This is a genomic window from Micromonospora citrea (genome assembly GCF_049629545.1).
Lineage (GTDB): Bacteria > Actinomycetota > Actinomycetes > Mycobacteriales > Micromonosporaceae > Micromonospora > Micromonospora citrea_A.
The window spans coordinates 82070-106775 of the sequence record NZ_JBNADX010000016.1 but is presented as its reverse complement, the minus strand read 5'-3'; the positions used below and the strand labels follow the sequence as shown (position 1 = coordinate 106775).

General features: G+C 75.0%; 27 protein-coding genes and 1 riboswitch. Of the genes, 8 read left to right on the top strand and 19 right to left on the bottom strand.

Translation table 11 applies throughout. From position 1 onward, the window contains the following. Positions 1 to 28: 28 nt before the first annotated feature. Both ACPFP2_RS18520 and ACPFP2_RS18515 read left to right on the top strand, forming a co-directional pair. Positions 29 to 946 carry a phytoene/squalene synthase family protein gene (locus tag ACPFP2_RS18520; RefSeq protein ID WP_424090424.1) on the top strand — a complete coding sequence of 306 codons (918 nt, stop codon included), beginning with the start codon at positions 29 to 31 and terminating at the stop codon, positions 944 to 946. Then, positions 943 to 2265 carry a cryptochrome/photolyase family protein gene (locus ACPFP2_RS18515; RefSeq protein WP_424090423.1) on the top strand — a complete coding sequence of 441 codons (1323 nt, stop codon included), beginning with the start codon at positions 943 to 945 and terminating at the stop codon, positions 2263 to 2265. Before ACPFP2_RS18520 ends, ACPFP2_RS18515 begins: the two co-directional genes overlap by 4 nt. Positions 2266 to 2268: 3 nt before the next feature. Here the strand turns inward: ACPFP2_RS18515 and ACPFP2_RS18510 are convergent, their stop codons facing one another. Beyond that, the gene (locus ACPFP2_RS18510; RefSeq protein WP_424090422.1) at positions 2269 to 3120 is read right to left on the bottom strand and encodes a hypothetical protein; all 852 of its coding nucleotides are present in this window, start codon (positions 3118 to 3120) and stop codon (positions 2269 to 2271) included. A gap of 201 nt (positions 3121 to 3321) precedes the next feature. Next, a complete protein-coding gene (locus ACPFP2_RS18505; protein ID WP_424090421.1) occupies positions 3322 to 4422 on the bottom strand; it encodes a serine hydrolase domain-containing protein in 1101 nt (366 codons plus the stop codon). 92 nt (positions 4423 to 4514) lie between these two features. Between ACPFP2_RS18505 and ACPFP2_RS18500 the strand changes: the two genes are divergently transcribed. Further along, positions 4515 to 5999 carry a dihydrolipoyl dehydrogenase family protein gene (locus tag ACPFP2_RS18500; protein ID WP_424090420.1) on the top strand — a complete coding sequence of 495 codons (1485 nt, stop codon included), beginning with the start codon at positions 4515 to 4517 and terminating at the stop codon, positions 5997 to 5999. A 10-nt stretch (positions 6000 to 6009) separates the two neighbouring features. Here the strand turns inward: ACPFP2_RS18500 and ACPFP2_RS18495 are convergent, their stop codons facing one another. The 3 genes from ACPFP2_RS18495 to ACPFP2_RS18485 are packed head-to-tail and all read right to left on the bottom strand — an operon-like array spanning position 6010 to position 8701. Next, positions 6010 to 7356, bottom strand: coding sequence for a hypothetical protein (locus ACPFP2_RS18495; RefSeq protein WP_424090419.1), 1347 nt, complete (start codon positions 7354 to 7356; stop codon positions 6010 to 6012). A gap of 48 nt (positions 7357 to 7404) precedes the next feature. After that, complete coding sequence (locus tag ACPFP2_RS18490) at positions 7405 to 8172, bottom strand: crotonase/enoyl-CoA hydratase family protein (protein WP_424090418.1); 768 nt, start codon at positions 8170 to 8172, stop codon at positions 7405 to 7407. A gap of 55 nt (positions 8173 to 8227) precedes the next feature. Beyond that, the gene (locus ACPFP2_RS18485; protein WP_424090417.1) at positions 8228 to 8701 is read right to left on the bottom strand and encodes a hypothetical protein; all 474 of its coding nucleotides are present in this window, start codon (positions 8699 to 8701) and stop codon (positions 8228 to 8230) included. Between the two features lie 128 nt (positions 8702 to 8829). Then, positions 8830 to 9029, top strand: a riboswitch (cobalamin riboswitch). Positions 9030 to 9062: 33 nt separating this feature from the next. On the opposite strand from ACPFP2_RS18485, the gene bluB reads away from it, so the two are divergent. Beyond that, complete coding sequence (gene bluB / locus ACPFP2_RS18480) at positions 9063 to 9689, top strand: 5,6-dimethylbenzimidazole synthase (RefSeq protein ID WP_424090416.1); 627 nt, start codon at positions 9063 to 9065, stop codon at positions 9687 to 9689. Between the two features lie 118 nt (positions 9690 to 9807). On the opposite strand, the gene ACPFP2_RS18475 is transcribed toward bluB, so the two are convergent. Beyond that, on the bottom strand, positions 9808 to 10878 hold the full coding sequence (locus tag ACPFP2_RS18475; RefSeq protein WP_424090415.1) for a DNA glycosylase AlkZ-like family protein: 1071 nt from the start codon (positions 10876 to 10878) through the stop codon (positions 9808 to 9810). 172 nt (positions 10879 to 11050) lie between these two features. Between ACPFP2_RS18475 and ACPFP2_RS18470 the strand changes: the two genes are divergently transcribed. The 3 genes from ACPFP2_RS18470 to ACPFP2_RS18460 all read left to right on the top strand — a co-directional run bounded on the left by ACPFP2_RS18470 (position 11051) and on the right by ACPFP2_RS18460 (position 13604). Further along, positions 11051 to 11566, top strand: a complete 516-nt coding sequence (locus tag ACPFP2_RS18470; RefSeq protein WP_424090414.1) for a SigE family RNA polymerase sigma factor — start codon at positions 11051 to 11053, stop codon at positions 11564 to 11566. Then, positions 11566 to 12684: a hypothetical protein gene (locus ACPFP2_RS18465; protein ID WP_424090413.1), complete on the top strand. Its 1119-nt coding sequence runs from the start codon at positions 11566 to 11568 to the stop codon at positions 12682 to 12684. The genes ACPFP2_RS18470 and ACPFP2_RS18465 overlap by 1 nt, the downstream gene beginning before the upstream one ends. A gap of 80 nt (positions 12685 to 12764) precedes the next feature. Then, complete coding sequence (locus ACPFP2_RS18460) at positions 12765 to 13604, top strand: Rieske 2Fe-2S domain-containing protein (RefSeq protein ID WP_424090412.1); 840 nt, start codon at positions 12765 to 12767, stop codon at positions 13602 to 13604. 49 nt (positions 13605 to 13653) lie between these two features. On the opposite strand, the gene ACPFP2_RS18455 is transcribed toward ACPFP2_RS18460, so the two are convergent. The 12 genes from ACPFP2_RS18455 to ACPFP2_RS18400 form a co-directional block, all read right to left on the bottom strand. Beyond that, the gene (locus ACPFP2_RS18455) at positions 13654 to 14832 is read right to left on the bottom strand and encodes a LysM peptidoglycan-binding domain-containing protein (protein ID WP_424090411.1); all 1179 of its coding nucleotides are present in this window, start codon (positions 14830 to 14832) and stop codon (positions 13654 to 13656) included. A 15-nt stretch (positions 14833 to 14847) separates the two neighbouring features. Continuing rightward, positions 14848 to 15279 carry a hypothetical protein gene (locus ACPFP2_RS18450; protein ID WP_424090410.1) on the bottom strand — a complete coding sequence of 144 codons (432 nt, stop codon included), beginning with the start codon at positions 15277 to 15279 and terminating at the stop codon, positions 14848 to 14850. Beyond that, the gene (locus tag ACPFP2_RS18445; RefSeq protein ID WP_424090409.1) at positions 15276 to 15752 is read right to left on the bottom strand and encodes a TadE/TadG family type IV pilus assembly protein; all 477 of its coding nucleotides are present in this window, start codon (positions 15750 to 15752) and stop codon (positions 15276 to 15278) included. Before ACPFP2_RS18445 ends, ACPFP2_RS18450 begins: the two co-directional genes overlap by 4 nt. Continuing rightward, positions 15749 to 16147 carry a TadE/TadG family type IV pilus assembly protein gene (locus ACPFP2_RS18440; RefSeq protein WP_424090473.1) on the bottom strand — a complete coding sequence of 133 codons (399 nt, stop codon included), beginning with the start codon at positions 16145 to 16147 and terminating at the stop codon, positions 15749 to 15751. Before ACPFP2_RS18440 ends, ACPFP2_RS18445 begins: the two co-directional genes overlap by 4 nt. Positions 16148 to 16242: 95 nt before the next feature. Next, positions 16243 to 16434 carry a hypothetical protein gene (locus ACPFP2_RS18435; RefSeq protein ID WP_424090408.1) on the bottom strand — a complete coding sequence of 64 codons (192 nt, stop codon included), beginning with the start codon at positions 16432 to 16434 and terminating at the stop codon, positions 16243 to 16245. A 26-nt stretch (positions 16435 to 16460) separates the two neighbouring features. Continuing rightward, positions 16461 to 17318, bottom strand: coding sequence for a type II secretion system F family protein (locus ACPFP2_RS18430; RefSeq protein WP_424090472.1), 858 nt, complete (start codon positions 17316 to 17318; stop codon positions 16461 to 16463). Then, positions 17318 to 18262, bottom strand: a complete 945-nt coding sequence (locus ACPFP2_RS18425; protein ID WP_424090471.1) for a type II secretion system F family protein — start codon at positions 18260 to 18262, stop codon at positions 17318 to 17320. The genes ACPFP2_RS18430 and ACPFP2_RS18425 overlap by 1 nt, the downstream gene beginning before the upstream one ends. Continuing rightward, positions 18214 to 19746: a CpaF family protein gene (locus tag ACPFP2_RS18420; RefSeq protein ID WP_424090407.1), complete on the bottom strand. Its 1533-nt coding sequence runs from the start codon at positions 19744 to 19746 to the stop codon at positions 18214 to 18216. The genes ACPFP2_RS18425 and ACPFP2_RS18420 overlap by 49 nt, the downstream gene beginning before the upstream one ends. Further along, positions 19736 to 20536 (bottom strand): ParA family protein, encoded by an 801-nt coding sequence (locus ACPFP2_RS18415; protein ID WP_424090406.1) that lies wholly within the window; start codon positions 20534 to 20536, stop codon positions 19736 to 19738. Before ACPFP2_RS18415 ends, ACPFP2_RS18420 begins: the two co-directional genes overlap by 11 nt. A gap of 2 nt (positions 20537 to 20538) precedes the next feature. Further along, complete coding sequence (locus tag ACPFP2_RS18410) at positions 20539 to 21186, bottom strand: SAF domain-containing protein (protein ID WP_424090405.1); 648 nt, start codon at positions 21184 to 21186, stop codon at positions 20539 to 20541. Continuing rightward, complete coding sequence (locus ACPFP2_RS18405; protein WP_424090404.1) at positions 21183 to 22130, bottom strand: hypothetical protein; 948 nt, start codon at positions 22128 to 22130, stop codon at positions 21183 to 21185. The genes ACPFP2_RS18410 and ACPFP2_RS18405 overlap by 4 nt, the downstream gene beginning before the upstream one ends. Beyond that, positions 22124 to 22687: a hypothetical protein gene (locus tag ACPFP2_RS18400; protein WP_424090403.1), complete on the bottom strand. Its 564-nt coding sequence runs from the start codon at positions 22685 to 22687 to the stop codon at positions 22124 to 22126. The genes ACPFP2_RS18405 and ACPFP2_RS18400 overlap by 7 nt, the downstream gene beginning before the upstream one ends. Before the next feature lie 533 nt (positions 22688 to 23220). Between ACPFP2_RS18400 and ACPFP2_RS18395 the strand changes: the two genes are divergently transcribed. Next, entirely contained in the window at positions 23221 to 23931 is a 711-nt protein-coding gene (locus ACPFP2_RS18395; RefSeq protein WP_424090402.1) for a prepilin peptidase, read from the top strand. Positions 23932 to 23974: 43 nt separating this feature from the next. Here ACPFP2_RS18395 and ACPFP2_RS18390 read toward each other — a convergent pair whose 3' ends face one another. Continuing rightward, positions 23975 to 24595, bottom strand: a complete 621-nt coding sequence (locus tag ACPFP2_RS18390; RefSeq protein WP_424090401.1) for a phosphatase PAP2 family protein — start codon at positions 24593 to 24595, stop codon at positions 23975 to 23977. Between the last annotated feature and the right edge of the window lie 111 nt (positions 24596 to 24706).

The following is a 24706-nucleotide window of genomic DNA, read 5'->3' as shown; positions in this document are numbered from 1 at the left end:
TTGCTGCGTCGAATTTCGAGGAGGGCCGGTGGACACCGATCTCACCGCGGCCTACGCCCGCTGCCAGGAGCTGCACAGGCGACACGGGCGCACCTACTATCTCGCCACCCGCCTGCTCCCCGCTTGGAAACGGCGGCATGTGCATGCTTTGTATGGATTCACGCGCTACGCCGACGAGATCGTCGACCGCACCGAGGACCTCCCGCCGGCCGAGCGCGCGGCCCGACTCGGACAGTGGTCGTCCCGCTTCGTCGCCGGCCTGCACGGCGAGCCGGTCGACGACCCGCTGCTCCCCGCCGTGCTGCACACCATCGCCGTCTTCGACCTGGACCGGGACGACTTCGCGTCGTTCCTGCGCAGCATGGCGATGGACCTGACCGTCATGTCGTACCCGACCTACGACGACCTGCTCGACTACATGGAGGGCTCGGCGGCGGTCATCGGCACGATGATGCTCCCGATCCTCGGCAGCTCGGACCCGGCCGCCGCCCGCGAGCCGGCCCGCCAGCTCGGCTTCGCCTTCCAGCTCACCAACTTCATCCGGGACGTCTCCGAGGACCTCGACCGGGGTCGCACCTACCTGCCCGACGAGGACCTGGCGAAGTTCGACGTGACCCGCGAGGACCTGCTCGCGGCGAAGGCGCAGGGCCGCACCACCGGCAAGATCCGCGAGCTGATCGAGTACGAGGTGAGCCGCGCCCAGGCCCACTACGAGGCCGCCGCGCCCGGGATCGGACTGCTCAGCCCCGCCTCGCAGGCCTGCATGCGCACCGCGTACGCGCTCTACGGCGGCATCCTCGACGCCGTCGCCGCGCAGGACTACGACGTCTTCGTCCGCCGGGCGCTGGTGCCCCGGCGTCGCCGGATGGCGGTGGCCGCCCGTGCCCTGCTCACCCCGACCGGGAGCCCGGTCGCCCTACCCGGGCCGGCGCCGGTACGCCGATGAGCCGACGTACGGCTGTCGTGCTCTTCACCCGCGACCTGCGGGTGCACGACCACCCGGCGCTGGCGACGGCCTGCGCCGCGTTCGACCGGGTGGTCCCGCTGTACGTCCTCGACCCGGCACTGGCCGACCGCTCACCCAACCGCACCCGGTTCCTGCACCAGAGCCTCGGCGAGCTGCGCGAGGCGTTGCGGCAGCGCGGCGGCGACCTGGTGGTCCGCCGGGGCGACCCGGTCACCGAGACGATCCGGCTGGCCCGGGAGGTGGACGCCGAGGGCATCGGCCTCTCCGCCGACGTCAGCCGGTACGCCCACCGCCGCGAGCGCCGGCTGCGCGAGGAGTGCGACGGGCACCGGCTGTTCCTGCGGCTCTTCCCCGGCGTCACCGTCGTCGAGGCGGGGGCGCTGCGACCGGCCGGTGGCGACCACTACCGGGTGTTCAGCCCGTACCACCGCAGCTGGCTGGCCGCGAAGTGGCGGGAGGAACTGGCCGCCCCGGAGCGGGTCGAGTTGCCCGACGGCGTACGGGTCGGCCGGCTGCCCGCCCTGCCGACGGGCGGGTCGCCGCAGGCGGCGGAGGGCGGCGAGGGCCCGGGCCGGCGCCGGCTCGACCGGTGGCTGACCACCCTGGACCGGTACGACGACATCCACGACGACCTGGCGGGCGACGAGACCTCCCGGCTCAGCCCCTACCTACGCTTCGGCTGCCTGTCGCCGCTGGCGGTGGCGAACCGGGCCGGTGACCGGGCCGGACCCTTCGTCCGTCAGCTCTGCTGGCGCGACTTCTACTACCAGGTCACCGCCGCCTTCCCGGAGATCTCCACGAAGGCGTACCGGCGCGGCGCGGCGGAGGACTGGCGGTACGACGCCGAGGCCATGGCGGCGTGGACCGAGGGGCGGACCGGGATGCCGATCGTCGACGCCGGGATGCGGCAGCTCCGGGCGGAGGGCTGGATGCACAACCGGGCCCGCCTGATCACCGCCGGGTACCTGACCAAGGTGCTCGGGCTGGACTGGCGGCCCGGCGTCGAGGTCTTCTCCCGCTGGCTGCTCGACGGCGACGTGGCGAACAACTCCGGCAACTGGCAGTGGGTGGCCGGCACCGGTAACGACAGCCGGCCGTACCGCAGCCTCAACCCGGTCCGGCAGGCCGAGCGGTACGACCCCGACGGCCGGTACGTACGCAGGTGGGTGCCCGAGTTGGCGTCGGTGGCCGGCAAGGCGGTGCACCAGCCGTGGCGGCTGCCGGACGAACTGCGGCGGACGCTGGACTACCCGCCGCCGCTGGAGGTGCCCGGGGCCGACCCGGTGTGGCTCCGCTGAGCGCTACTTCTCCCAGACGGTGACCTTGACGATCAGCCCGCCGTCGCCGACCGAGTTCACCGCCTGCACCCAGCCGGGACGCCCCTCGGAGGTGGTGAAGCAGTACTGCTGGTTGCCGCCACCGACGTAGTGGTGCGCGAAGCTCTGCCGGTCGTCCTCCCGGTAGGTCCGGCAGCGGGCGTCGGCGCCCTGCTCCGGGCCCTGGTTGCTGTCGTCGTACAGGGCGCTGTGCCGGACGCTGGAGTAGAGGACGTAACCCCAGTCCAGGTAGAGGTCGACGGTGGCGTCCTGGGTGGACCTGCGATCGGCCCGCCGGCCGTCCAGGTCGACGCCGGTCTTCTTGTCGAGCTGCACCACGTCGCTGAAGACGATCGGCGCGGCGGCGGTGGCGGACGGGGCGCCCGCCGCCTCGGAGCCGCCGGCCGTCGGGCCGCCGGCCGGCGGGGCACCGGACGCCGGAGCGGATGCCGGAGCGCCGGACGAGGGGACGCCGGCCTGCGGGGCGGTGGGCTTCGCGACCCCGGCCGGCTGGCGGCCCGGCTGCCGGGAGACGGCGAGCAGCCCGCCGACCGCGCCCAGGACCAGCAGTACGACGAGGCTGACCCCCACCGCCCGCCAGTTCCGCTTCCGCACCTGGTACGCGATCAGACCGACGAGGACGAGCGCGCCCAGCGCGATCCAGAACAGCCACAGCGCATCGGTGCGGAGCAGCTGGACCATGGTCATCAGCCCCGTCACGGCCGAGATCACGTTGGTGGCCACGCTGGACCGGTCCCCCAGGAGGGCGGGGGCGGCGGGAGCGGGTGGACGGGTCGACCGGCCTTCCCGGCCGGCGGCGGGCGCTTCGTTCTCCACGAACCAGGAAGCGTACGGACGGTGAGTGCGCCGCGACAGCGCCGACGCGCCCACCGGCCGGTCCGCTATCCGTCACCGCCCGGGAATGGACACCGGCCGGTCCGCGCGGTACGACGCCGTCGGCGGGCCGGCCAGCGGGACGGACGGCGATGGCGGCCGGGCGGGTGGCCCCGGCCCCCTCCCGACCGGGGAGTCCCGGCGTCACAGGCAGGAGTGCAGGGCCTCCACCAGCTCCTCCACCCGGTCGTGGTCGGCCAGCCGGGCCGTCGCGTACGCGAAGACGTAGCCGCGTTCCGGATCGGCCCAGGCGCTGCTGCCGCCGATCCCGCCCATGCCCCAGCTCCCGTCCTCCTCCCGCTGCATGCCGAGCGTCCAGCAGGTCCGGCGGTCCAGCAGCAGGTCCGGGCCGTCGTACTGGGTCCGGGTCGCCTCGGCGACCAGGTCGGGGCCGAACAGGCGGACCCCGTCGAGAGTGCCGCCGGCGAGCAGGCCCGCGTAGAGCCGGGCCAGCCCGGACGCGGTGGCGTGCAGGTTGACCGCGGGCACCTGCGCGCCCCGCCACAGCGGGCTGTTCACCACCGCGACGTCCAGGCCGCCGGCGGGGTTGCCCAGCGCCCGGGCACGCAACGACCCCGGCTCGCCGAGCATCCGCACCGGCCACTGCGGATCGCCGTACGACAGGTCGGCGCAGCGCCGCTGGTCGGCCGTGTCCAGTCCGAAGCCCAGGTCGAGTCGCCACGGGCCGGCGATCTCCTCGGCCAGGAACCGCCCCACCTGCCGCCCGTCCACCCGGCGCACCAGCTCGCCCACCAGGTGCCCGTACGTCCAGGCGTGCTCGCCCGCGACGGAACCCGGGTCCCACTCCGGGTCGGCGGCGGCCAGGTCGGCGCAGAGCAGCGCCCAGTCGGCGACCGCCTGCGCCGGCCGGGGCACCGGGAAGGCCGGCAGCCCGGCGGTGTGGCTGAGCAGCTGCCGGACCGTGGCCGGCGTCCGGAACTCCGGCCAGTACGCCGCGACCGGCGCGTCCAGCTCCACCCGTCCCCGGTCGACCAGCGTGAGCAGGCAGAGCGCCGCCACCGGCTTGCCGACGGAGTAGACGTTCACCAGCGTGTCCGGCCGCCACGGATCGCCCGCCTCCGGCGAGAGCGCGACCACGCCGGGTGCGACGGCCGAGCGGGCGCCGCCGACCAGGTCGACCACGGGACGGCCGTCGTACCAGATGGCCAGGCCGGCACCGGTCTCCCGGCCGGCGGAGAGCAGGTCGTGGAAGCAGTCCCGGACCGGAGCGAAGCGTGCGTGCACCCGGCCACCGTAAGCCGCGCAGAGGTGACCGGCGCGGGAATTCCGGTGCGGAACGGTGGCCGCCGTCCCCGGCGTTGGAGGATGCTGGCCAGATGGCGGAGCCGGAGATCGTGGACGTGGTGGTGGTCGGGCTCGGTGTCGGCGGCGAGGAGGTGGCCGGGCGGCTCGCCGAGGCCGGCCTCACCGTGGTCGGCGTCGAACGGAACCTGGTCGGCGGGGAGTGCCCCTACTGGGGGTGCATCCCCAGCAAGATGATGATCCGGGCGGCGAACGCGTTGGCCGAGGCGCGGCGCGTCGACCAGTTGGCCGGCACGGCACAGGTCCGCCCCGACTGGGCGCCGGTCGCGAAACGGATCCGCGAGGAGGCCACCGACACCTGGGACGACCAGGTCGCGGTGGACCGGTTCACCGGCAAGGGGGGCAGGTTCCTGCGCGGCAACGCCCGGCTCGACGGCCCCGGCCGGGTGGTCGTCGGAGACCGGGTCCTCCAGGCCCGGTACGGCATCGTCGTCGGCACCGGCACGAGCCCGTCGGTCCCGCCGATCGACGGGCTGGCCGACACTCCGTACTGGACGAACCACCAGGCGGTCGAGGTCGAGCAGCTGCCCGGATCGCTGCTGGTGCTCGGTGGCGGCGCGATCGGGCTGGAACTGGCGCAGGTCTTCGCCCGGTTCGGCGTCCGGGTGACCGTGATCGAGGCGGCGGACCGGGTGCTCGCCATCGAGGAGCCCGAGGCGTCGGAGATCGCGGCGGCCGCGTTGCGCGCCGACGGGGTCCGGATCCACACCGGGGTGAAGGCCGACCGGGTCAGCCACGACGGTGCGACGTTCACCGTGCACGCGGGCGAGGAGTCGTACACCGCCGAGCGGCTGCTGGTGGTCACCGGCCGCAAGGCCCACCTGGAGGAGTTGGGCCTCGACTCCGTCGGCGTCGACTGCGCGCAGCGCTACCTGCCGGTCGACGACCGGATGCACGCCACCGACGGGGTGTGGGCGGTCGGCGACATCACCGGCGAGGGGGCGTTCACCCACGTCGCCATGTACCAGGCGTCGATCGTGGTCGCCGACCTGCTCGACCACGTCCGTCGGGCCCGGGGCGGCCCGGACGCCAGCGGCACCGCCAGCGTGGTCGGCGGCGCGATGGGCACGACCGACGCCGTCGGCGGTACGACGGCCGGGTCCGGCCAGAGCGGTGTGGCCGGCACCGTCCCGCGCGCCGACTACCGGGCCCTGCCCCGGGTCACCTTCACCGACCCTGAGGTCGGCGCGGTCGGCCTCACCGAGCGGCAGGCCCGGGAGCGCGGGATCAACGTGCAGGTCGGCCTCGCCCAGCTCCCGTCGTCAGCCCGGGGCTGGATCCACAAGGCCGGCAACGAGGGCCTCGTCAAGCTGGTCGCCGACGCCGACCAGGGCGTGCTGATCGGCGCGACGTCGGTCGGTCCGGCCGGCGGTGAGGTGCTGTCAGGGCTGGTCGTGGCGGTGCACGCCGCAGTGCCGCTCAGCCGGCTCCGCCACATGATCTACGCGTACCCGACGTTCCACCGGGCGATCGAGGACGCGCTGCGCGACCTCGGCTGAGGATGCCCGGTCAGCTCCGGCCGAGGGTGCGCAGCAGGGCGGCGGTGACCGTGGTCGCGAGCAGCCAGCCCGCCGCGATCAACAGGTAGGCGGACCACTGGGTGAGCGGATCACCGGGGGCGAAGGCGCGTTCCTGGCCGATGCTCAGCACGGGCAGCAGCAGGTCCAGGGTGTAGAGCACCGGATTGAAGGCGATCCGGTCCTGGACGCGCAGCGGCGGGTGGTTCGCGAAGAGCGCGGTGCCCGCCGCGAGCAGGCACAGCAGCCAGGCCAGGGCCCGGCCGGGCAGGTACCCGTAGCCCACGGTCCAGTCCTGGAGCAGCCCCCACACCCGCGACAGGCTCGGCAGGGTCGCCCGCCGTCGCCGGTTGCGGGCCAGGAGCACCCGCCGTGCGTCGGCGTCGTGCCCCAGCCGGCGGTACGCGACGGCGAGCTGCTCGTACGGCCGGGGCCGGTAGCCGTCCGGCTGGCGGCCGAGCCACGCCAGCCTGGCCGGCGCCGGCACCAGCGGGTCCAGGGCCTCGTAGACCAGCCCGTCCAGGTGCAGGACGCCCGCCGAGTCGACGGGATCGTCGCGCAGCAGCCGCACCCGCGCGTGCCGCAGGTCGGTCGTGCCGGTCACCGGCCCGAGGTGCAGCACGTCCGCCTGGACGCCGGTCAGCCGGACGTCACCGGATGCGGTGAAGCCCCGGTCGCAGAACAGCCCCCGCCCGACGACCAGGCTGCCGGCGTCGAGGGCGTGGCCCGCGGTGCTGGCCGGCCGTGCGCCGGAGAGCACCAGGTCGCCGCCGACGTGTGCGCCGAGCAGGCGGATCTCGCCCTCGGTCCGGAGCTCGCGGCAGAACATGTTGTGCCCGACCTTCAGCTCGTCGGCGAGGAGGGCGGGCCCGTCGGCGTACGCCAGCCGCGCCCCGGCCAGGTCCAGCAGGCCGGAGACGGTCGTCCGGACAAGGCGTACCGGGCCGGCGACGTGACAGCCGTCGAGGACGAGGTCCCCCTCCACGGAGCAGCCGGCGAGGTCGACTCCCGGCAGCCTCGACCGGGAGAGGCGCAGCCGCCGCGTCCTGGCGCCGGAGAGGTCGAGTGGCTGGTCGAACTCGCAGTCGACGAGCTCCACCGCAGCGGTGATCTCCGCGTCCCGCAGGTCGACGCGCCCGACGACGCGGGCACCGCTGACGGTCAGCCGGGCCACCCTTCCGGGTTCCTTCTCCGCCGTGTCGAGCAGCAGCGCGACCAGGAATTCGGCGCGTACGGCGGCGGCCTCGTCGTCGGCGTGCCGGCCGCTCAGGTCGACCGGCGCCCCCCGGAGGTACGCCTCCCGGACCCGTCGCTCGACGTCGGTCGGATCGAGTCGCATGCGAGCCTCCCCGTCGGCGGCAACGCCCACGAGTGTGCCGGACCGCGGCTAACCGGCGGCGTCCCGGCCGTGACGGCCGGCGCCGGCCGCGAAGCGGGCCGCGCCGGCCACCGCGTCCGTGGCGAGGGAGTCCAGACCGTAGGCCAGTTCGGTGGCCATCGCCTCCGGCTCGGGCAGACCCGCGCCGGCCAGCACCGAGGCGCGGTCGTTGCGCAGGCACGCCTGCGGGTGGCGGGCGATGTCGGCGGCCAGCCGCTCGGCCTCCGCCCGCGCCCCACCCGGCGGGACCACCCGGTTGACCAGGCCCATCGCGTACGCCTCGTCGGCGCTCACCGGGCGGCCGGTGAGGATCAGGTCCATCGCCCGGCTCTGGCCGATCAGCCTCGGCAGCCGCACCGTCCCGCCGTCGACCAGCGGTACGCCCCACCGCCGGCAGAAGACCCCGAGCACCGCGTCCGACTCGGCGACCCGCAGGTCGCACCAGAGCGCCAGTTCCAGCCCGCCGGCGACGGCGTACCCGGAGATCGCGGCGACGACCGGCTTGGACAGCGACATCCGGGTGGGACCCATCGGACCGTCGCCGTCGGACTCGACCCGGTTGCCGCGCGGCGTGCCGATCGCCTTGAGGTCGGCTCCCGAGCAGAACGTGCCGCCCGCGCCCCAGAGCACCGCGACCCGGGCGTCCGGGTCGGCCTCGAAGGCGCGGAACGCGTCGGCGAGGGCCCGCGCGGTCGGCCCGTCGACGGCGTTGCGGGACGCCGCCCGGTCGAGGATCACCGTGGTCACCGGTCCGTCGTGCGCCACGTGTACGGCCATCGGCACAGCATGCCCTCCGGCGGCGCCGGCCCGCCAGGGGCCGGCGCCCGGTGGGTCAGTTGCCGCAGGCGGCGTCGACCGCCTTCAGGGTCGGGTCCAGGTCCGGGGCCTCCACCTTGGTGGCGTCCGGGCCGGTGAGCCGCTTCTCGACCGCGCCGGCCAGGTTCTCCAGGGCGGTGCGCACCTGCGGGTCGGCCGCCTTGGGCGCCTCGGCGCGCAACCCCTCGGCGATCGCGGTGTAGTTCGCGCGGACCTTCTCGCCCGCCTCCTTGGCGCTGACCGGCTTGTCGATGGCCGCGATGGCGTCGTCCGCCATCGCGACGAAGTGCTTCTTGACCAGGGCGAGGCTGGCGTCGCAGACCTGCTTGCTGTTCGCGGCGACGTCGACCGTCGGGCTGGGCGCGGTGGACGCCGACGGCGCGGCGGCCGGCGCGGCCGACTTCTCCTCGCCCTGGCAGCCCGCCGCGAGGCCGGCGGCGACGGCCAGGGTCAGGGCGGTACGGACGACTCGGGCAGGCGTACGCGTCATGGTGTTCCCCCGTGGATGTGCGGCCTCGGCGGTCGGTTCGACCGGGTCACGGGCCGGAGTCCGACACTGTAGACGGCAGCCGCCCCGGCGTGCCTGCCGGCTCCACCCGTCGGGCCGCTAGCATCGCCGACGGCACGATCATGCGAGGTGCCCCGCGGCTGCGGGGAGAATCTGGGAAGCCGGTGCGAATCCGGCACGGGCCCGCCGCGGTGACCGGGGAGCCACCGTCCACGCGCACGCAGCGCAGCCACTGGCCGTACGGCTGGGAAGGCGGACGGTCAGGCGTCGATCCGGGAGTCCGAAGACCGGCCTCGCGTCGACCGCCCACCTGCCGGTGGGCCGAGCGCAGCGGGAGCCTGCCATGGACCTCTACACCGCCATCCACCGTCGTCGGGACGTCCGCGCCGAGTTCACCGGCGAGCCGGTGCCGGACGACACCCTGCACCGGGTCCTCGACGCGGCGCACGCCGCGCCCAGCGTCGGCTACTCGCAGCCGTGGGACTTCGTCCTGGTCCGGGACGCCGGGATCCGCCGCCGTTTCCACGAGCACGTGCAGGTGGAGCGGGACACCTTCGCCGCCACCCTGGACGGCGAGGCGGCTGCCCGGTTCGCCCGGATCAAGATCGACGGGGTGTTGGAGTCGACCCTGTCGATCGTGGTCACCTACGACCCGTCCCGGGGTGGCCCGGCCGTGCTCGGCCGGCACGCCATCGCCGACGCCGGCCTCTACTCGGTCTGCCTGGCGATCCAGAACCTCTGGCTCGCGGCCACCGCCGAAGGGCTCGGCGTCGGCTGGGTCTCCTTCTACCGGGAGCCGTTCCTGGCCGACCTGCTGGGCATCCCGGCGGGGATCCGTCCGGTCGCCTGGCTCTGCGTCGGGCCGGTGACCCACCTGGAGTCCGTCCCTGACCTGGCCCGGCACGGGTGGCGGCAGAAGCGCCCGCTGACCGAGGCGCTGCACGCCGACCGCTGGACCGCCTCCCGCTGACGTCCGCGCCGCCCGGAGGCTGGTCCGGCGGCGGTCGGCTTGACGGCGATACGGCGGTATCTGGCTGGACGGACACCGCCGTATCGCCGACACGGAGTCGATCTGCGGTCGGAGCGGGTCAGCCCTCCGCGAAGCTGACGTCGGTCAGCCCGAGCCACGCGGCCAGCGCGGCCAGCTCGACCCGGACCGCGGCTGCCGTCTCCCCGTCGAAGGGAACGTCCTCGTGGACGGCGTGCACCCGCAGCACGCCCGCCTTCCGGTCGGCCGTGGCGTCCACCTTGCCGACCAGTCGGTCGTGGTGCAGCACGGGCAGCGCGAAGTAGCCCCAGCGCCGCTTCGCTCTCGGCACGTACATCTCCAGGACGTACTCGAAGTCGAACAGCTCGCGCAGCCGTTTGCGGTCGTGGACCAGCCGGTCGAAGGGCGACAGCAGCGCGGTACGCCCGGCGAACGGCCGATCCGGCGCCGCCGGGTCGACCCGCCACCCGCCCGTGGTGCCCTCGATCTCCGCCGGCTCACCGGCCTCCCCGACGACCGACGCCCGGGCGACGCCCAGTGAGCGCAACCGCCGCTCGTCGCGGGTACGCCGGGCCTCGTCCGCCGGCACGACCCTGGTGTCCGCCGGGTGGACCCGCTCGGCCAGATCCCACCGCCGCTGCCGGCCGACCCGGCCGGCGATGGCGACCTCGCCCCGGGCGGCGAGGAACTCCAGCATCCGGGTGACGTTGCGGTTGTTCGTCCAGCCCGTCGACGGCCACGGCACCACACTGCGGTCCGGCACCTCGCGGGACAGCAGCGGGCCGGAGTCGCGCAGCAGGTCGAGCACGTACCGGCGGAAGGAGTCGTTCGCCGCCAGCCAGGCGTGCGCACGGCTGCCCTCCGCCGGCCAGGCCGCCATCTCGGCCAGGTGCAGCCCGAGGTCCGCCATCGGCCGGACGTAGGCGTTGTGCTCGTACAGGGTGCGATCCCGCTCCAACGCCTGCTGCAGGTGCGCCGGCCGGTACCCGGCACCGAGGCGGCACCACGCCACGAGGTCGGCGCTGGGCGCCACGGCGGCCGTGGGGTCGAGTTGGAGGAAGGTCAGCTGCTCCACCGCCGCCAGCAGATCCGACGGTGGTCGCGCGTCGAGCAGTTGCGCGCGTACCGCGACGCGTCGGGCCTCGGCACGGGAGATCCGGTGGGGACGCATCCCGGGAGGCTAGCCCACACCTCGTCGCTCGGGCCGACCTCGACGGCGACCGTCGTGGGCCGGCCAGCCGGCGTGTCCCGAACGGCGCGACGGAAAATCCTGCGTCGCACCCAACCCGAACGGCGGCCGGGTCCGTCAGCGGGGTGGAGTCGTTCACGGACGGGGTGGGTGGATGCGGGCGGACCTGGAACGTGAGTACGTCGAGTACGTGACGGCGCGGCTGCCGGCGCTGCGCCGGATCGCCTGCCAGCTCACCGGGGACGCCCACCGTGGCGACGACCTCGTGCAGACCGCCGTCACCCGGGTCTACGTCAACTGGCGCCGGGCCCGCGCCGCCGACAACCTCGACGCGTACGTCCGCACGGTCCTGGTCCGGGTCTTCCTCGACGAGAGACGCCGGCTCTGGTCCCGGGTACGCCTGGTCGACACGCCGCCGGAGCCCGTGCCGGTCCCCGCCGGCGACACCGTCGAGGACCGGGAGCTGCTGCGCGCCGCCCTGGCCCAGGTGCCACCCCGGCAGCGGGCAGTGCTGGTGCTGCGTTTCCTGGACGACCGACCGGTGGACGAGGTTGCCGCGATCCTCGGGTGCGCCGCCGGCACCGTCAAGAGCCAGACCTCCCAGGGCCTCGCCCACCTGCGCCGCCTGCTCGGCACCGCCGCCTACGCGATCACCGGAGAGGGGAAGTGATGGAGGAGAAGCTGTTCACGCCGCTGCGGGAGGTGTCGCTCCCCGCATCGGGGGTGGACCTCGGCCGGGCCGTACGCGACGGTCGCCGGACGGTGCGGCGGCGGCGCGTCGCCGCGACGGTGGCCGCAGGGATCGCGGCGGTGACGGTCCTCGCCGCCGTTCCCACGCTCGTCGACCACGCCGCCGGGCGGGGGCGAGCCGACCCGGCAGGTCCGGCCGTCGGCTCGAGCCCGCCCCCGGTCTCCGTCGCCCCGATGCCGGACCGTGCCCCGGCGGCCTTCGACCCCGCCCGGCAGTACGCCGACTTCGGCTGGCTCCCCGACGGACTGACCGACCGTTCCGTGCTCGCCGGCGTCGACGGGCTCACCGTGCAGGCGGCCACGCCGACGAGTCCGACGGCCAAGGCCGCCGGAACCGTGGCCGACCTGCGGATCGTCACCGCCGGTCACGACATCGCCCTCGACATGGCCCGCGACTATGCCGTCGCCTCCGGCACGGCGGGCCCGGTCGGACTGGAGCCGGCCGAACCCCTCAACGGCCGGACCGCGCGCTGGAACACGGCCGTCGCCCCCGTTCCCGATGCCGCCGCACTGCGCTGGGAGTACGCGCCGAGCGCCTGGGCCGAGGTGGCGGTGCAGTCCGTACCGCCGGGCACCGACCCCCGCGCGCTGGCCCGCCGGATCGCCCTCGACGTGCGGTACGCCGTGGATCGTCCGGTCCGGTTGCCGGTGCGCTTCGAGCGGCTCCCCGCCGGGCTGAGGCCGATGCTCCACCGGGTGGGCATGTCGGCGGACGGCAGCTGGAACGTGGAGCTGTCGTACGGCGCGGGAAAGCGCACCAAGTACGGGGACTGGCCGCTGGTCGTGCTGGTCGTGCCGCGCAGGTCCACCTCGGGCGACAACGGGGTGATCGGCGATCCCGACTCGACCATCGACGGCCACCCCGCCCGCCGCCGGTCCTCCCTCGACGGCGGGGCGAGCCTCCAGGTGTACGGCGTCCAGGGCCTCTACGTCGAGCTGGCCGCTCATGACAAGGCAACCCTGCGGGCGCTCGGCGGCAACCTGGACGGGCTGTTCCGCAGCGCCACCCTCCATCCGAGGGTCGAGGACTGGCGCTGACGTCCCCCGTGCGGGGGATCGTGCCACCCGCCCGGTTTGCGACCGCGCCTGCCGGGAAGTCGGAGAAGGTGCGAGCGCTGATGACGAAGATCGAGCAGAACGCGAAGCTGGACCGGATCGGTGACCGGCTGCAACGCGCGGTGCAGGGGACCCTGCGCCCGCAGCGGGTCCGCGATTTGTTGCACGGTGTCTGGCTGGGCCACCCGCTGCACCCGGCGATGGTGCAGGTGCCGGTGGGCGCCTGGATCAGCGCCGCCGTGGTGGACCTGCTGCCCGGGCAGCGCCGGGCGGCGACCACCCTGGTCGCCCTCGGCACGGTGAGCGCCGTGCCCGCCGCCGTCGCCGGGCTGAACGACTGGGCCGCCCTCGCCCGCGACCAGCGCCGGGTCGGGCTGGTGCACGCCGCCGCCAATTCCGTCGGGTTGGCGCTCTACGCCGGTTCGCTCGCCGCCCGGCTCAGCGGCCGGCACGGGACAGGTCGGACGCTGGCGTACCTCGGGTTGAGCGCGGCGAGCGCCGGGGCGTACCTCGGCGGGCACCTGGCGTACAAGCAGGGCGCGCAGGTCAGCCAGAGCATCTCCGAGCTGCACCGGATGAGCGACGAGTGGAAGGCGGTCGCCGACCTGGCCACCCTGCCGCAGCGCAAGCTCGTCACCCGCGAGGTGGACGACGTCTCGGTGATCCTCTACCGGCACGGCGACGAGGTCACCGTGATGCTGGAGCGCTGCCCGCACCAGAGCGGCCCGCTCGGCGAGGGCGAGGTGCAGGAGATCGACGGGCACGACTGCGTGGTCTGCCCGTGGCACGGCTCTGCGTTCCGCCTCAACGGCGGCGAGGTCGTGCACGGGCCGTCCCCCAACGACCAGCAGCTCCTGCCCACCCGGGTGGTCGACGGCGTGCTGCAGACCAAGCTCCCCTGACCCTGCGGGTCGGTCCCGGCGGTGCCGTTCGGTGTGCGACGCGCCCCGGTCAGTCGCGGCGGTGCCGCCCGGTGACCAGCGCGCGGGCAGCGGCGGCGGTGGCCCGGGCCGGGCGGCGGCGCAGCCCGAGCACCGCGCCGATCTGCGCGCCGACGATGCTCGCCACGGCGAGCACCGCCGAGACGGCCAGCGGCCGGTTGATCCCGTCGTCCCCGGTGGCCCGGGACGCCCCGGCGGCCAGCGCCGGCGGCACCCCGACCGGGTCCTCCCGCTGCGGCAGCGGCTGCGTCTGCTGCGGCACCGGCTGCTCCGGCGATCGCGGATCGACCCGCTCGTCCGGGGTCGCGCGGGTGTCGGGCCCCGGCGCGCCCGGCGCGGCCGTCTCCGGTGACCCCTGTGGCGTGGTCGGGGTGGCCGCCGGCGGGCGCGGCGACGGCTTGCGGGGCGGGGTCGCCACCAGGCGACCGGTCGCGTGCTGGCGGGTGCCGCCGTCAGTGGCCTGCGCCGGCAGCTTGATCAACTGGCCGGGGCGGATCCGGTCCGGGTCGGGCAGCCGGTTGAGCCGGGCCACCTCCCGGTAGCGGTCGAAGTCGTCCAGGTATCGCTCGGCCACCTCACCCAGGTAGTCGCCCCTGGCCACCTTGTAGACGGGCGGGGCCGCCGGCGGACGGGCCGCCTCGGACCCGCTGCCCTCCGGCACCGCGCCCGCCGTCGTGGTCGGCGGCGCTTTCACCGTGGTGGCCGGCAGGGCCACGGTCGTCGCCGGGTACGCCACCGTGGTCGTCGCCGTCGCCGGGTACGCCGTGCTCGTCGCCGGGTACGCCACGGTCGTCGCCGCGCTGGCCGCCGGGGCCGCCGCGACGATCAAGGCGACCGACCCGACCAGGGCCGCCGCCGCCCGCTGCTGCCGGCTCATCCCGGGCAGCCGGGGCGCCGGTCGCCGCGCCGCCTGCGCCCCCAGCTCCACCAGGACGGAGAAGGCGAACGTCGCCCAGCCGAACCAGCCGAGGACCGCCAGCGCCCGCAGGAAGAGCCGGCCGTCGTCGCGGCTGGTCAGCGCGGTGCCCACCTCGCCGAGGCTGGGCAGGTGGTCGGGGAGCGGGTTGCCGGCGAAGGCGAGCAGCGCCACCGGGGCGCCCGCCAGCAGCGCGATCAGCACGACCAGCGATCCGAAGCCGGTGAGCAGCTGGCCGGTCCGCCGGACGGCGGACCCACGTGGTGCGGTCATGGCGGCCTTCCCTTCCTACGGTGCCTCGGTGAGGGCGCGTGCGGTGGCCTCGCCCGAGACGGTGACGGTGCTGTCCATGCCGAACAGGCCGAGCATGTGCCGGTGGTAGGTGACGGTGACCCGGACCTGGATCTGCTTCTCGCCGCCGACCACCGGAAAGGTGACCTGGTACCGGGTCACGCCCGCCGCCGCGAGGTAGTCGCGGACGGCGGCCCGGGCGTCGGCCTCGTCGATCTCCTTCGGGCCGCCCTCGATCGCCCGGGCCCGGTCGACGGCCTGGCCGCCGCTGCGGGCCGCCTCGGCGGCGAGGTTGTCGGCGCGTTGCAACGACCGGAGCTGGCCGGCGCCGTCGTACGCGACCCCGATGATCGCCAGCACGCCGGTCATGGTGACGGCCAGGAACAGGCTGACCCGTCCCTCGTCCCGCCGCGGCCCGCGCGCCCTCATCCCCGGCTCCGGTACCGGTCCAGCGGCGAGGTGAACGTCGCCGAGGCGGTGGTGCGCAGCGGCACGCCGGGCAGGCCGGGGGCCTGCAGGTCGGCGTGGGAGACCACGCAGGTGATCGCGACCGTGACGCTCGCCGGCTGCCCGACCGGGCTGCGGTACGCCGCGTCGAAGCCGGCCGGCCGGCCGCGCACCGAGCCGCTGAAGGTGATCTTCGGGGCGCCCTCGCAGTTCAGGCGTCGCCAGTCGAGCTGGCGGCGGGCGGCGTCCCGGGCGGCGGCGCGGGCGGTGGCGGCGTCCCGGGAGATCGAGGCGGCCCGGGCGGCGTCGTGCGCGGCCGACTCGACCGCCTCGTCGGCCACCGCCGTCCGCCCGGTCACCCCGGCCAGCACGATCAGCGCGATGAACGCCGGGGCCAGCACGGCCACCTCCACCGAGACCGAGCCCCGGGCGCGACGGTCCACCGGGGCGTTCACGGGGTGGTCCAGCGCTCGACGGTGCCGTGCGCGGTCTGCCGTACGCCGAAGCTGACGCCCGGGACGACCGACAGGGACCGGCCGGTGACCGTGCAGGTGACCTCGGTGGTTCCGGTGACGCAGGTCGGCTCCGCGCCGATCAGCCAGTCGCCGGCGCTGCCGAGGAACCGGGCGGCGCGGGCCTCACCCGCGCCCGCCGGTGCGTGCAGCGTCCGCTGGGCGTTGACCCCGCTCTGCGCCGCGTGCAGCGCGGTGGAGCGGGCCACGAACCAGACCGCCACCTGGACGGAGGCGAAGAGCAGCAACAGCACCGCGGGCATCACGACGGCCAGCTCGACCGGGTTCGCGCCCCGGTCCGTACCCCCGGCGGTGAGGCGTCGCCGGACGGCCCGCACGGCGGCGCGGGCGCCGGGGACGCGGGAGGGCGTGCCGCGGGACCGGACGGCGGCGGCCGTCCGGTCCCGGGGCGCGACGGCGGGACGGAGGCGGATCACTTGGTCGGGATGCCGTCCATCCACGCCTTGGCCTTGGTCGCGACCAGGGCGGTGACGGTGATGCCCGCCGCGACCAGCCCGGCGATGATCACCGCGGTGGGGACCGGGCTGTCGCCCCGGTCGGCCTCGCGGCGCAGCTCGGACAGGCGGGCCACCGTGGCGACGTACAGGAAGGTGAGCAGTTGCATCGGGGTGCTCCTTGTCGGGGGAGGGACTACAGGCGGGCCACGAAGGGGTAGAGGATGAAACCGAGCAGGACGAAGACCAGCAGCGAGCCGGGGATGTCGAGGCGGCTGGTGACCCCCTCGGCCCGGGCCAGGTTGTCGGTGCGGATCTGGTCGCGCAGTGAGTCGGCGCGGCTGCGCAGGGTCTCGTGCACCTGCGCGCCCTCGCTGCCCGAGTTGCGCATGATGGCCCCCACGTCGCCCAGTTCCGGGATGCCGATCCGCTCGGCCAGCTCCTGGAGCTCGTCCCACGGGGAGTGCATCTGCATCTGCGCGATCCGCAGCGACTCCTGGATCCGGTCGAAGACCCAGCCGTCGCAGACCGCCGCCGCGCGCTCCAGCGACTGCACCGGGCCGTGCGCCGCCGAGAGCTGCAACGCCACCAGGTCCAGGTAGGTGCAGACCGCCTGGCGGAACTCGTCGCGGGCGGCGTCCGCCTTCGCCAGCACCGCGCGGTGGGCGAGCAGCGCGCAGACCATCGCCATCCCGATGCTGCCCAGCACCGGTACGGCCACCGGCAGCCGGACCCCGCCGAGGAAGAGCACCGCGCCGAGCACGGTCGGCGCGGCCAGCCCGACCAGCCCGGAGAGGAGCACGGAGAGGGCGTACTGCTCGGGGGTCTGGTCGATCAGGGCGAGTTGCCGATGCGGCGGGCTGAGCCAGCGGGAGAAGCCGCCCAGCCAGTCCGGCCCGCGCGCCGGGGCGACGGTGCCGGGCGGCTGGTGCAGCCGGCGCAGCGCGGGACCGAGCGCCGGGGACGCCGGCAGCGCCTCACGGACCAGCAGGAACAGGCCCAGTCCCACCCCCGCGCCGCCGAGCACGGCGACCGCGAGCTGCCAGTTGAGCATCATGCGACCGCCTCCTGAAGGTCCGGGGCGGGCAGGAAGCGGGCCGGCGGCGGGGGCTGGCTCATCGACCGCACCCAGACCAGCAGCCCGATGAAGGCCGCGCTGAGCACCGCCATCACGAGCTGCCCGAGGACGCTGCCGTACGGGCGGACGTAGTCGGTGTTCAGCAACCCGTACGCGAGCACGACCAGGGTCATCCCGGTGAGGAAGCGGACCGCGAACCGGGGCTGGGTGCGCTTGGCCTCCACCTCGCGCCGGGTGGCCACCTCGGCGGCGGCGGCCGAGGCGATCGAGCCGAGCACGTCGCCGAGGCGCTCACCCCGGTCGGTGAGGTGCAGGATCAGCGCAGCCACCACCTGGTCGCAGACCGGGTCGCCGATCTCGTCGGCGAAGGCGAGCAGGGCGGCGCGGGCCGTCCAGCCGGCCTGGAGGCGGGCGGCGAGCAGCCGTACCTCCTCCTGGATCTCCTCCGGGACGGTGGCGATGGTGCCGATGATGGCCTGCTGGAGGCCCTGCCCGGTGGCGGAGACGTCCTTGAGCCGGCGGGTCCACTCACCGACCGCCTCGATCCGGGCGATGGTCCGCTGCTCGGCCCTGCCGACGGCGAAGAGCCACGGCACACCGGGCACCGCCACCGCCACGATCAGCCCCACCACCGGCAGCCCGCTGAGCAGGAACGTCACCGCCCCGGCGGCCACCGCCACGGCGAGGCGCGCCTGGTGGATCCGGCGTTCGCGCCGCCCGGCGCCGGAGCCGACCCAGATCCGGCGCAGGCCCCGCCCGGCGGCCGGCCGGGGCCGGACGGGCGCGCGGGTGCCGGCCACCGCGACCACGGCCAGGACCAGCCCGGCCACGCAGGCCGCCCCGGAGACGACGGCGATCAGCTCGATGTCGGTCACCGTCGCACCGCCGGGCCGAGGCGACTGTGCCGGGGGCGACGCCAGGCGCCGGCGCCGGCCTCGATGAACCGGGTCAGCAGCCGGGCGTCGTAGCCGACCCGCAGCAGGTGGTCGCGGATGCGTTCGGGCAGGTGGCGGGGGACCGCCCGGCCGTCCGGGCCAGGGCCGAAGACGGACGTGGTGATGATCCGGTTGCCCTCGCCGACCCCGATCACCTCCTCCACGTGGGAGACGAAGCGGTGCTTGCGGCCGCCGATCGCGGTCTCGTCCTCGACGGTCACGTAGACGATCAGGTCGAGGGCGTTGCCGGCCATCCGGCGGGCCTGGTCGACCGTCATCTCCCGGCCGTGGGCCAGCGCCAGCTCGATGATCCGCTCGCTCACCCCGGCCGGGGTACGGGCGTGGATGGTGCACATCGACCCGCGGCTGGTGGTCATCGCCTGGAGCATCGGCACGATCTCCCGGGACCGCACCTCGCCGACGATGATCCGCAGCACGCCCATCCGCAGCGACACCGGGATCAGGTCGGCGATGCTCACCTCGCCGGCGGGCCGCCCGTCCAGGCCGCGCTCGCCGTGCCCCTCCCGGGACTCGAAGCTCATCACCGCGCGGTGCTTGTGCCCGCGCCGGGCGGGCAGCAGCTCCCGGCTCTCCTCCAGCAGCACGTACGGCTCGTCCGGCGGGATCTCGTCCATCAGCGCCCGGATGACGGTGGTCTTCCCCGCCCCGGCCAGCCCGGCGACCATGATGTTCAGCCCGGCCCGCATGGACGCGCGGAGGAAGTCGCGCAGCAGCGGGTCGATCATCTCGTCCAGGTCGGGGCGGGTGCCGCAGATGTCCTCCAGGCTCACGTCCAGCGTGTTGTGCTTGCGGATCACCGCGTACGGGCGGTGGCTGACCAGGAAGACCGCCGCGAGTCGGCTGCCGTCGGGCAGTTGCAGGTCCAGCGTCGGCTTCGAGGTGGACAGCGAGCGTTCGGTGGCCCCGGCCCGGCGGGCCGCCGCCTGGAGGATCTCCACCAGCTCCTCGTCGCTGTCGGCGATCGGCTCGGCCCAGTCGACGCCGCCGCCGTGCCGGGTGATCCGTACCTGGTCGCAGCCGAGGATGTGCACCTCCTCGATGGAGTCGTCGACCAGCAGCGTCTGGAGCCGTCCCAGCCCGACCAGTTCGGCGGTCACCTGGTCCAGCAGCATCCGCTCCTCGTCGGCGGTGAGCGGGGTGCCGGCCCGGCGTACCGAGTCGGCGTAGCCGGAGACGACGGCGACCGCGAGCCGGGCCCGTTCGACCTCCTCCTCGTTGGCGTCGAAGTCCCGGCCGCGCTGCCACTGGGTGAGCCGTTCGCTCAGTTCCCGCCGTAGCTCGCGGACCACGGCGAAGTCCACCCTCGGCCGGGGCGGCGGCGTCGGGGCGGGCGGGGCGACCGGCGGCGCGTGGTGGTGACGTCCGTTCGCCGGGGGCAGCGGCGGCATCGTCGAGGTCGCGCCCGGCTGCTGGCGGCGCGGGTCGTGGTGGACCGGCTCAAACCGCATCGGGGACCTCCTGCGTCGCCGGCCAGGCCAGCCGGGCCCGGCGGCGGTCCAGCAGCGCCCGGACCGGCATCTCCAGCCCACCGGCCGCGCGCATCAGCGGCCGTCCGGCGCGCACGGTGCCGCCGAGGCTGAGCACCTGCGCGGTACGCCGGTCCTCCGGCATCCGGCCGATCACCGGCACCCGCAGCGCCTTGCTGATCTCGCCCTTGCCGTGGCCGTCGCCGACCACCAGCAGCCGCAGCGTGCCCGGGGGCACCCGGTGCTCGGTGAAGTCCCGCTCGATCGCCCGGATCATCGACCGGGTGGCCGACAGGTCCGGCAGTTGCGCCCGGGTGACCAGCAGCACCACCGCGGCGGCGCGCAGGATCGGCCACGGTGGACCGGCCACCTGGAGCCGTCCGCAGTCGACGATCACGTCGTACGCGGGTTGCCCCTTCTCCAGGTCGCCGAAGAAGTCCGCGAAGCGCTGCCAGAGCGGGGTGACGCTGCCGGCCTGGGCCGGGTCGACCACGCCGGGCAGCAGCAGCCGTTCCCGCTTCGGGGCGTCCAGGTCGACCAGTTGGGACCAGAACGCCGACTCCAGGTTGCCGTCGCGCAGTTCGCCGACGGCCAGTTCGCCGATGCCCCGGGGCCCGTCCAACGCGCCGCCGAGGTAGCCGGCGAGGACGGTGCCGCCGGCCGGGTCGCACTCGGCGAGCACCAGCCGCCGGTGCCAGCTCAGGGTGCAGGCCAGCGCGGACGTGGTGACCCCGGGCGAGCCCTTCGCCGAGACCAGCGCGATGATCGCCATGCTCAGGCCGCCTCGACCAGCACCAGGGCGATCCGCTCCTGCGCGGCCAGCACCACCACCGCCGGCACGTCGCGGGTCGGCAGCGCCACGTAGACCACCACGTCCTCGTTCTCCGGGGTGGCCGTGTCGATCACCGTGCCGGTGAACCGGGTGCCCGGCGCCTGGCTGTCGTCGGCGGCGGGGGTGCTGACCAGCAGCACCTTGTCGCCGGGGTGCAGCTTGCGGGCCGGCACCTGGCTGGGCTCGAGCCCGAGCGCGATCTGCTGCTGCCCCGGGCCGAGCAGCGGGGCGTCGGTGAGCTGCTCCATGGTCAGCAGGGTGCCGGGGGTCAACCCCACCGCGGCCCGCTTGCCGACCACCTCGTCGAGCTTCTTCGCCGGCACCGGGGACAGCCCCGCGCCGCCGGAGACCTGCACGCTGACCAGGTCGTCGGCGCTGAGCGTCCGGCCGACCTCGACCGGGCGGGCGACGGCCAGGTAGCTGCCGGTGGCGCGGACCGAGGTGACGGCGAACGCCGCGCCGAGGCCGCCGAGCGCGATCAGCAGCACCGCCAGCCCGAGCAGGCCGGGACGGGTCCGGCGCTGCCGGACCACCTTGGGTGGGGCGACCGGCGCGTCGACCGGGGTGCCGTTGCGGGTGACCAGGCTCATCGGGTAACCACCTGAAGCTCGTCGATCTCGATCGGAATCGTGCCGCTGGTGCGGGTCTGCGGGATGACGCCGCTCTCGCCGCCGCCGCTCCAGGTCACCGTCCAGTACGTGGTGGCGCTGACCCGGTACGTGCCGGCCTTCGGATAGCCGGAGTCGTAGCCGCAGTCGGGCGAGGTCTTCCCGGCGCGCGGCCCCTTCGCGTCGTACGGGGTGCCCTCGTCGGAGCAGGTGACCTTGACGCCGTTGCCCATGTTCCAGACGATCCGGTCGAACCGGGCGGTGAGCTCCACCCGCAGGCCCCGGTCCTCCTCGGATTCGGTGATCGTCGGTCCGAAGTAGTTCCGGCCGCCGCTGGCCCACATCCAGACCGGCAGGCCGACCAGGCCGGGGCCGGTGCTGCGGCGGGGCGCCATCGCGATCCGGGGCGGCAGCATGGAGATTCGGGCCAGCGCCCGGCGGGCCAGCTCCTCCGGGTCGGGCGGGCTGCCGAAGCCGGGCGGCGGGCCGTCGCGCAGCACCACGGTCTGGGTGCCCAGGTCACCGCCGTTGCAGGTCTGCACGTACCACTGCTGGCCCTCGGGGGCCTCGGGCTGCGGTTCGGCCAGCTTGTAGTAGCAGCCGTCGCCGTTGTTGAACCAGCCGAGGAACTCGTTGTAGCAGGGCAGCGGCTTGCCGTTCCACTGGCACTTCGGGGCGGTGCCGCCCCCGCCGGTGCTGCCGCCGTCCCCGCCGCCGCCCGGGTCGCCCGGGGTGCCCGGGTCGTCGTCCCAGATGGTGCAGTCGTTCTGGCCGGGCGGGCACTCCGGTCCCGGGCCCTCGGCGGCGGCCGGCAGCGGCGCGAGGACGGCTACCAGCAGCGCCAGCAGCGTGCCGGCGAGCAGCCTGCGGGGCGTCCCGGCCCCGGTTGCCGGAGCCGGGACGCGCCCTTCTCCCCAGGTCAGCACGGCTGGTCCTCGTGCGCTGCGCCGGTGCTGATCAGCCACCGGCCGTCCGGGTAGCGGGTCGCGGTCGCGGTGGCCAGGTGTCGTCCGCCGCCGGAGCCGGGGACCACCCGCTTGTCCTTGGCGTAGATCAGGCGGTACGCGGTGGCGTCGAGGCAGTCCTGGATCTCCACGGTCGGCGGGGCGGTGTCCAGGCTGACCGAGGTCACCGTGGGGTCCGAGCGGAGCGTCCCGGTGCGTACCGCGCCGTGCCGGCGGGCCTGGTCGAGGGTCACCCGGACCCGGGTGAGCAGTGGGTCGGCCAGGAACCGGGCGAGCGCGGGATGACGTGGGTCGCTGGCCCGGCTCGCCTCCCGGGAGGCGTCCAGGTAGCCGGCGTACGCCTTCAGTGCCGCCTGTTCGGCGGCCCGTTCGTCCGCGCTCGACTGCCGTGGGTCGGTGGCCTTGCGGGCGGGTGGCCCGGCGGCCGTTCCCGACCCGTCGCCGCAGCCGGCGGCCGCTCCGGCCACCGCGGCGATGACCAGGCAGGTTGTCCAGCGGCGGGGATGCCGTGTGCGCATCGCCGTGCCCTCCTCGGTGCCGCCCGACGGCCGGATCCCGGCGGCGTCCGGGCATGCGGCAGCGCGCCCGGAGGTTGTCGCCCGGACCTGGGATCAGTGCTGCCGCATTTACCTGTGTGGATCTGTGGTGAGACGTGCGGCCGGTTGCCCGGCACCTGCTGACGGGGGTTGCGTCCTACCCAAGGGGCGAGCATAGGCTGACGTCCGCCGATGCAACAGAGGCAATTCAATCGAACACGGTGCGTGATGATCGGAGGTGGCCGGGGGTGGACGACGGCAAGTACGGCACGCCCGGGCGGCTGGCACTCCCCGATCGGGGGTCGGCAACCGACGGGCGGGCAGCCGGCGGCGTCGATCGTGTCGTACCGCCCGGGGATATGGCACCTGTCGATGCGTATGGTCCGATCCGTCCCCCGGTCGCCGATCCCACCGCCGACAATTCCTCACCGGGCGACGCGTCCGTTTCCGGTCACCTGCCGCGCCTCTCGTCGACACCGGACCGTCACCCGACACCGCTCGCGAAATTACTCTCCGTGCGGTCTCTCGCCGCCCTGGCCCTGACCCCGCCGCTCCGCCTCGCCGTCGCCCGGTACGCCGTACCCCCCGGGTCGCCGGCCCGGACCGGGTGCGACGGCTGCGGTGCGCCCCTGGGCCCGGGTGGGCCGGGGACCGGCCCGGCGGCCCGCTGCCCGCGCTGCCGGGCGCGGATCGGGGCGCCGCCCGGCAGCGTGGAGGTCGGCCTGGTCGCCGCCCTTGCGGTGCTGGCGCTGGTCGACGGGACGTTCGTCGAGCGCGCCGCCGTCGCCTGGTGGCTCGGCTGGGCGCTCCCGCTGGCCCTGATCGACCTGGCCGTCCGCCGGCTGCCCGACCGGTTCACCGGGCCGGCCGCGGCGGGAGTGGTCGCGCTGCTCGCGGTGGCCGCGCTGACCGGGCCGGGCGTCGGTCCGTGGCTGCGCGCGGTGGCGGCCGGGGTCGGGCTCGGGCTCGCCTTCGCCACCACCACGCTGCTGCTCGGCCGGCGCGGCTTCGGCCTCGGCGACGCCAAGCTGGCAGTCGGCGTCGGTGCGCTGCTCGGCTGGTACGGCTGGCCGGTGCTGCTGGCCGGTGTGGCGCTGACGTTCGCGTTCTCGGCGGTGACCAGCCTCGGGCTGCTGCTGGCCAGGAGGGTGACCTGGTCGACCCACCTGCCCTTCGGCCCGTTCCTGGTCCTGGGCACCTGCGCCGCCCTCCTCCTCACCCCCTGACCGCCCATCACCCACGCGGCGCGCCCGGTCGTTCGTGGGCCGGTCAGTGGCGCTCGGCGGTGAGGGGGAGCCGGGTGGTACGGGTGGAGCGGCGGGTCAGCAGGTCGGCGGTGGGGCGGGCGGCCAGGAGCGTGACGGTGAGCGTCACCGCCGCGCCGAGGAGCAGGCCGGCGGCGACGTCGTGCGGGTAGTGCACGCCGACGAAGACCCGGGAGAGCGCGGCGAGCAACGCCAGCGGTACGGCGAGCAGCCCGAGCCGACGGGAGCAGAGCAGCGTGGCCACGACCAGCGCGCCGGCGATGGTGCTGTGGTTGCTCGGGAAGGACCAGTCGCCCGTTGGTGGGCACTGCGCGGCCACGATCCGGACCGCGTCGCGGCAGGGCCGGTCCTGGTCGAAGACCGTCTTCAACCCTTCGCTGCACCCGTAGGCGAGGACCACGGCGACCGGCGCGACCAGCGCGACGGCCCGTTCCCCGTGGCCACCCCGCAGCAGCCGGGGCGCGGCGGCCAGCAGGAACAGCGCGCCGAGCAGCAGGATCGCACCTTCGGTGAAGTGCCCCGCGAACCACTGGACGGGTGTCGGGCTGGCGGACGCGACCTCGACGATGTCGCGGTACCACTCCCCGCTGATATCCGGAACATCCGTCCTGCCGGTCTGAATCATGTCTCACCTCACCAAATGTTCATACCCCGTTTACCTGGTCCAGACGCTACGAATCACGGATACAGGCGACATCGTGCGATGATGAGGGTTTGTCCCTGACCTTCGTCTCAG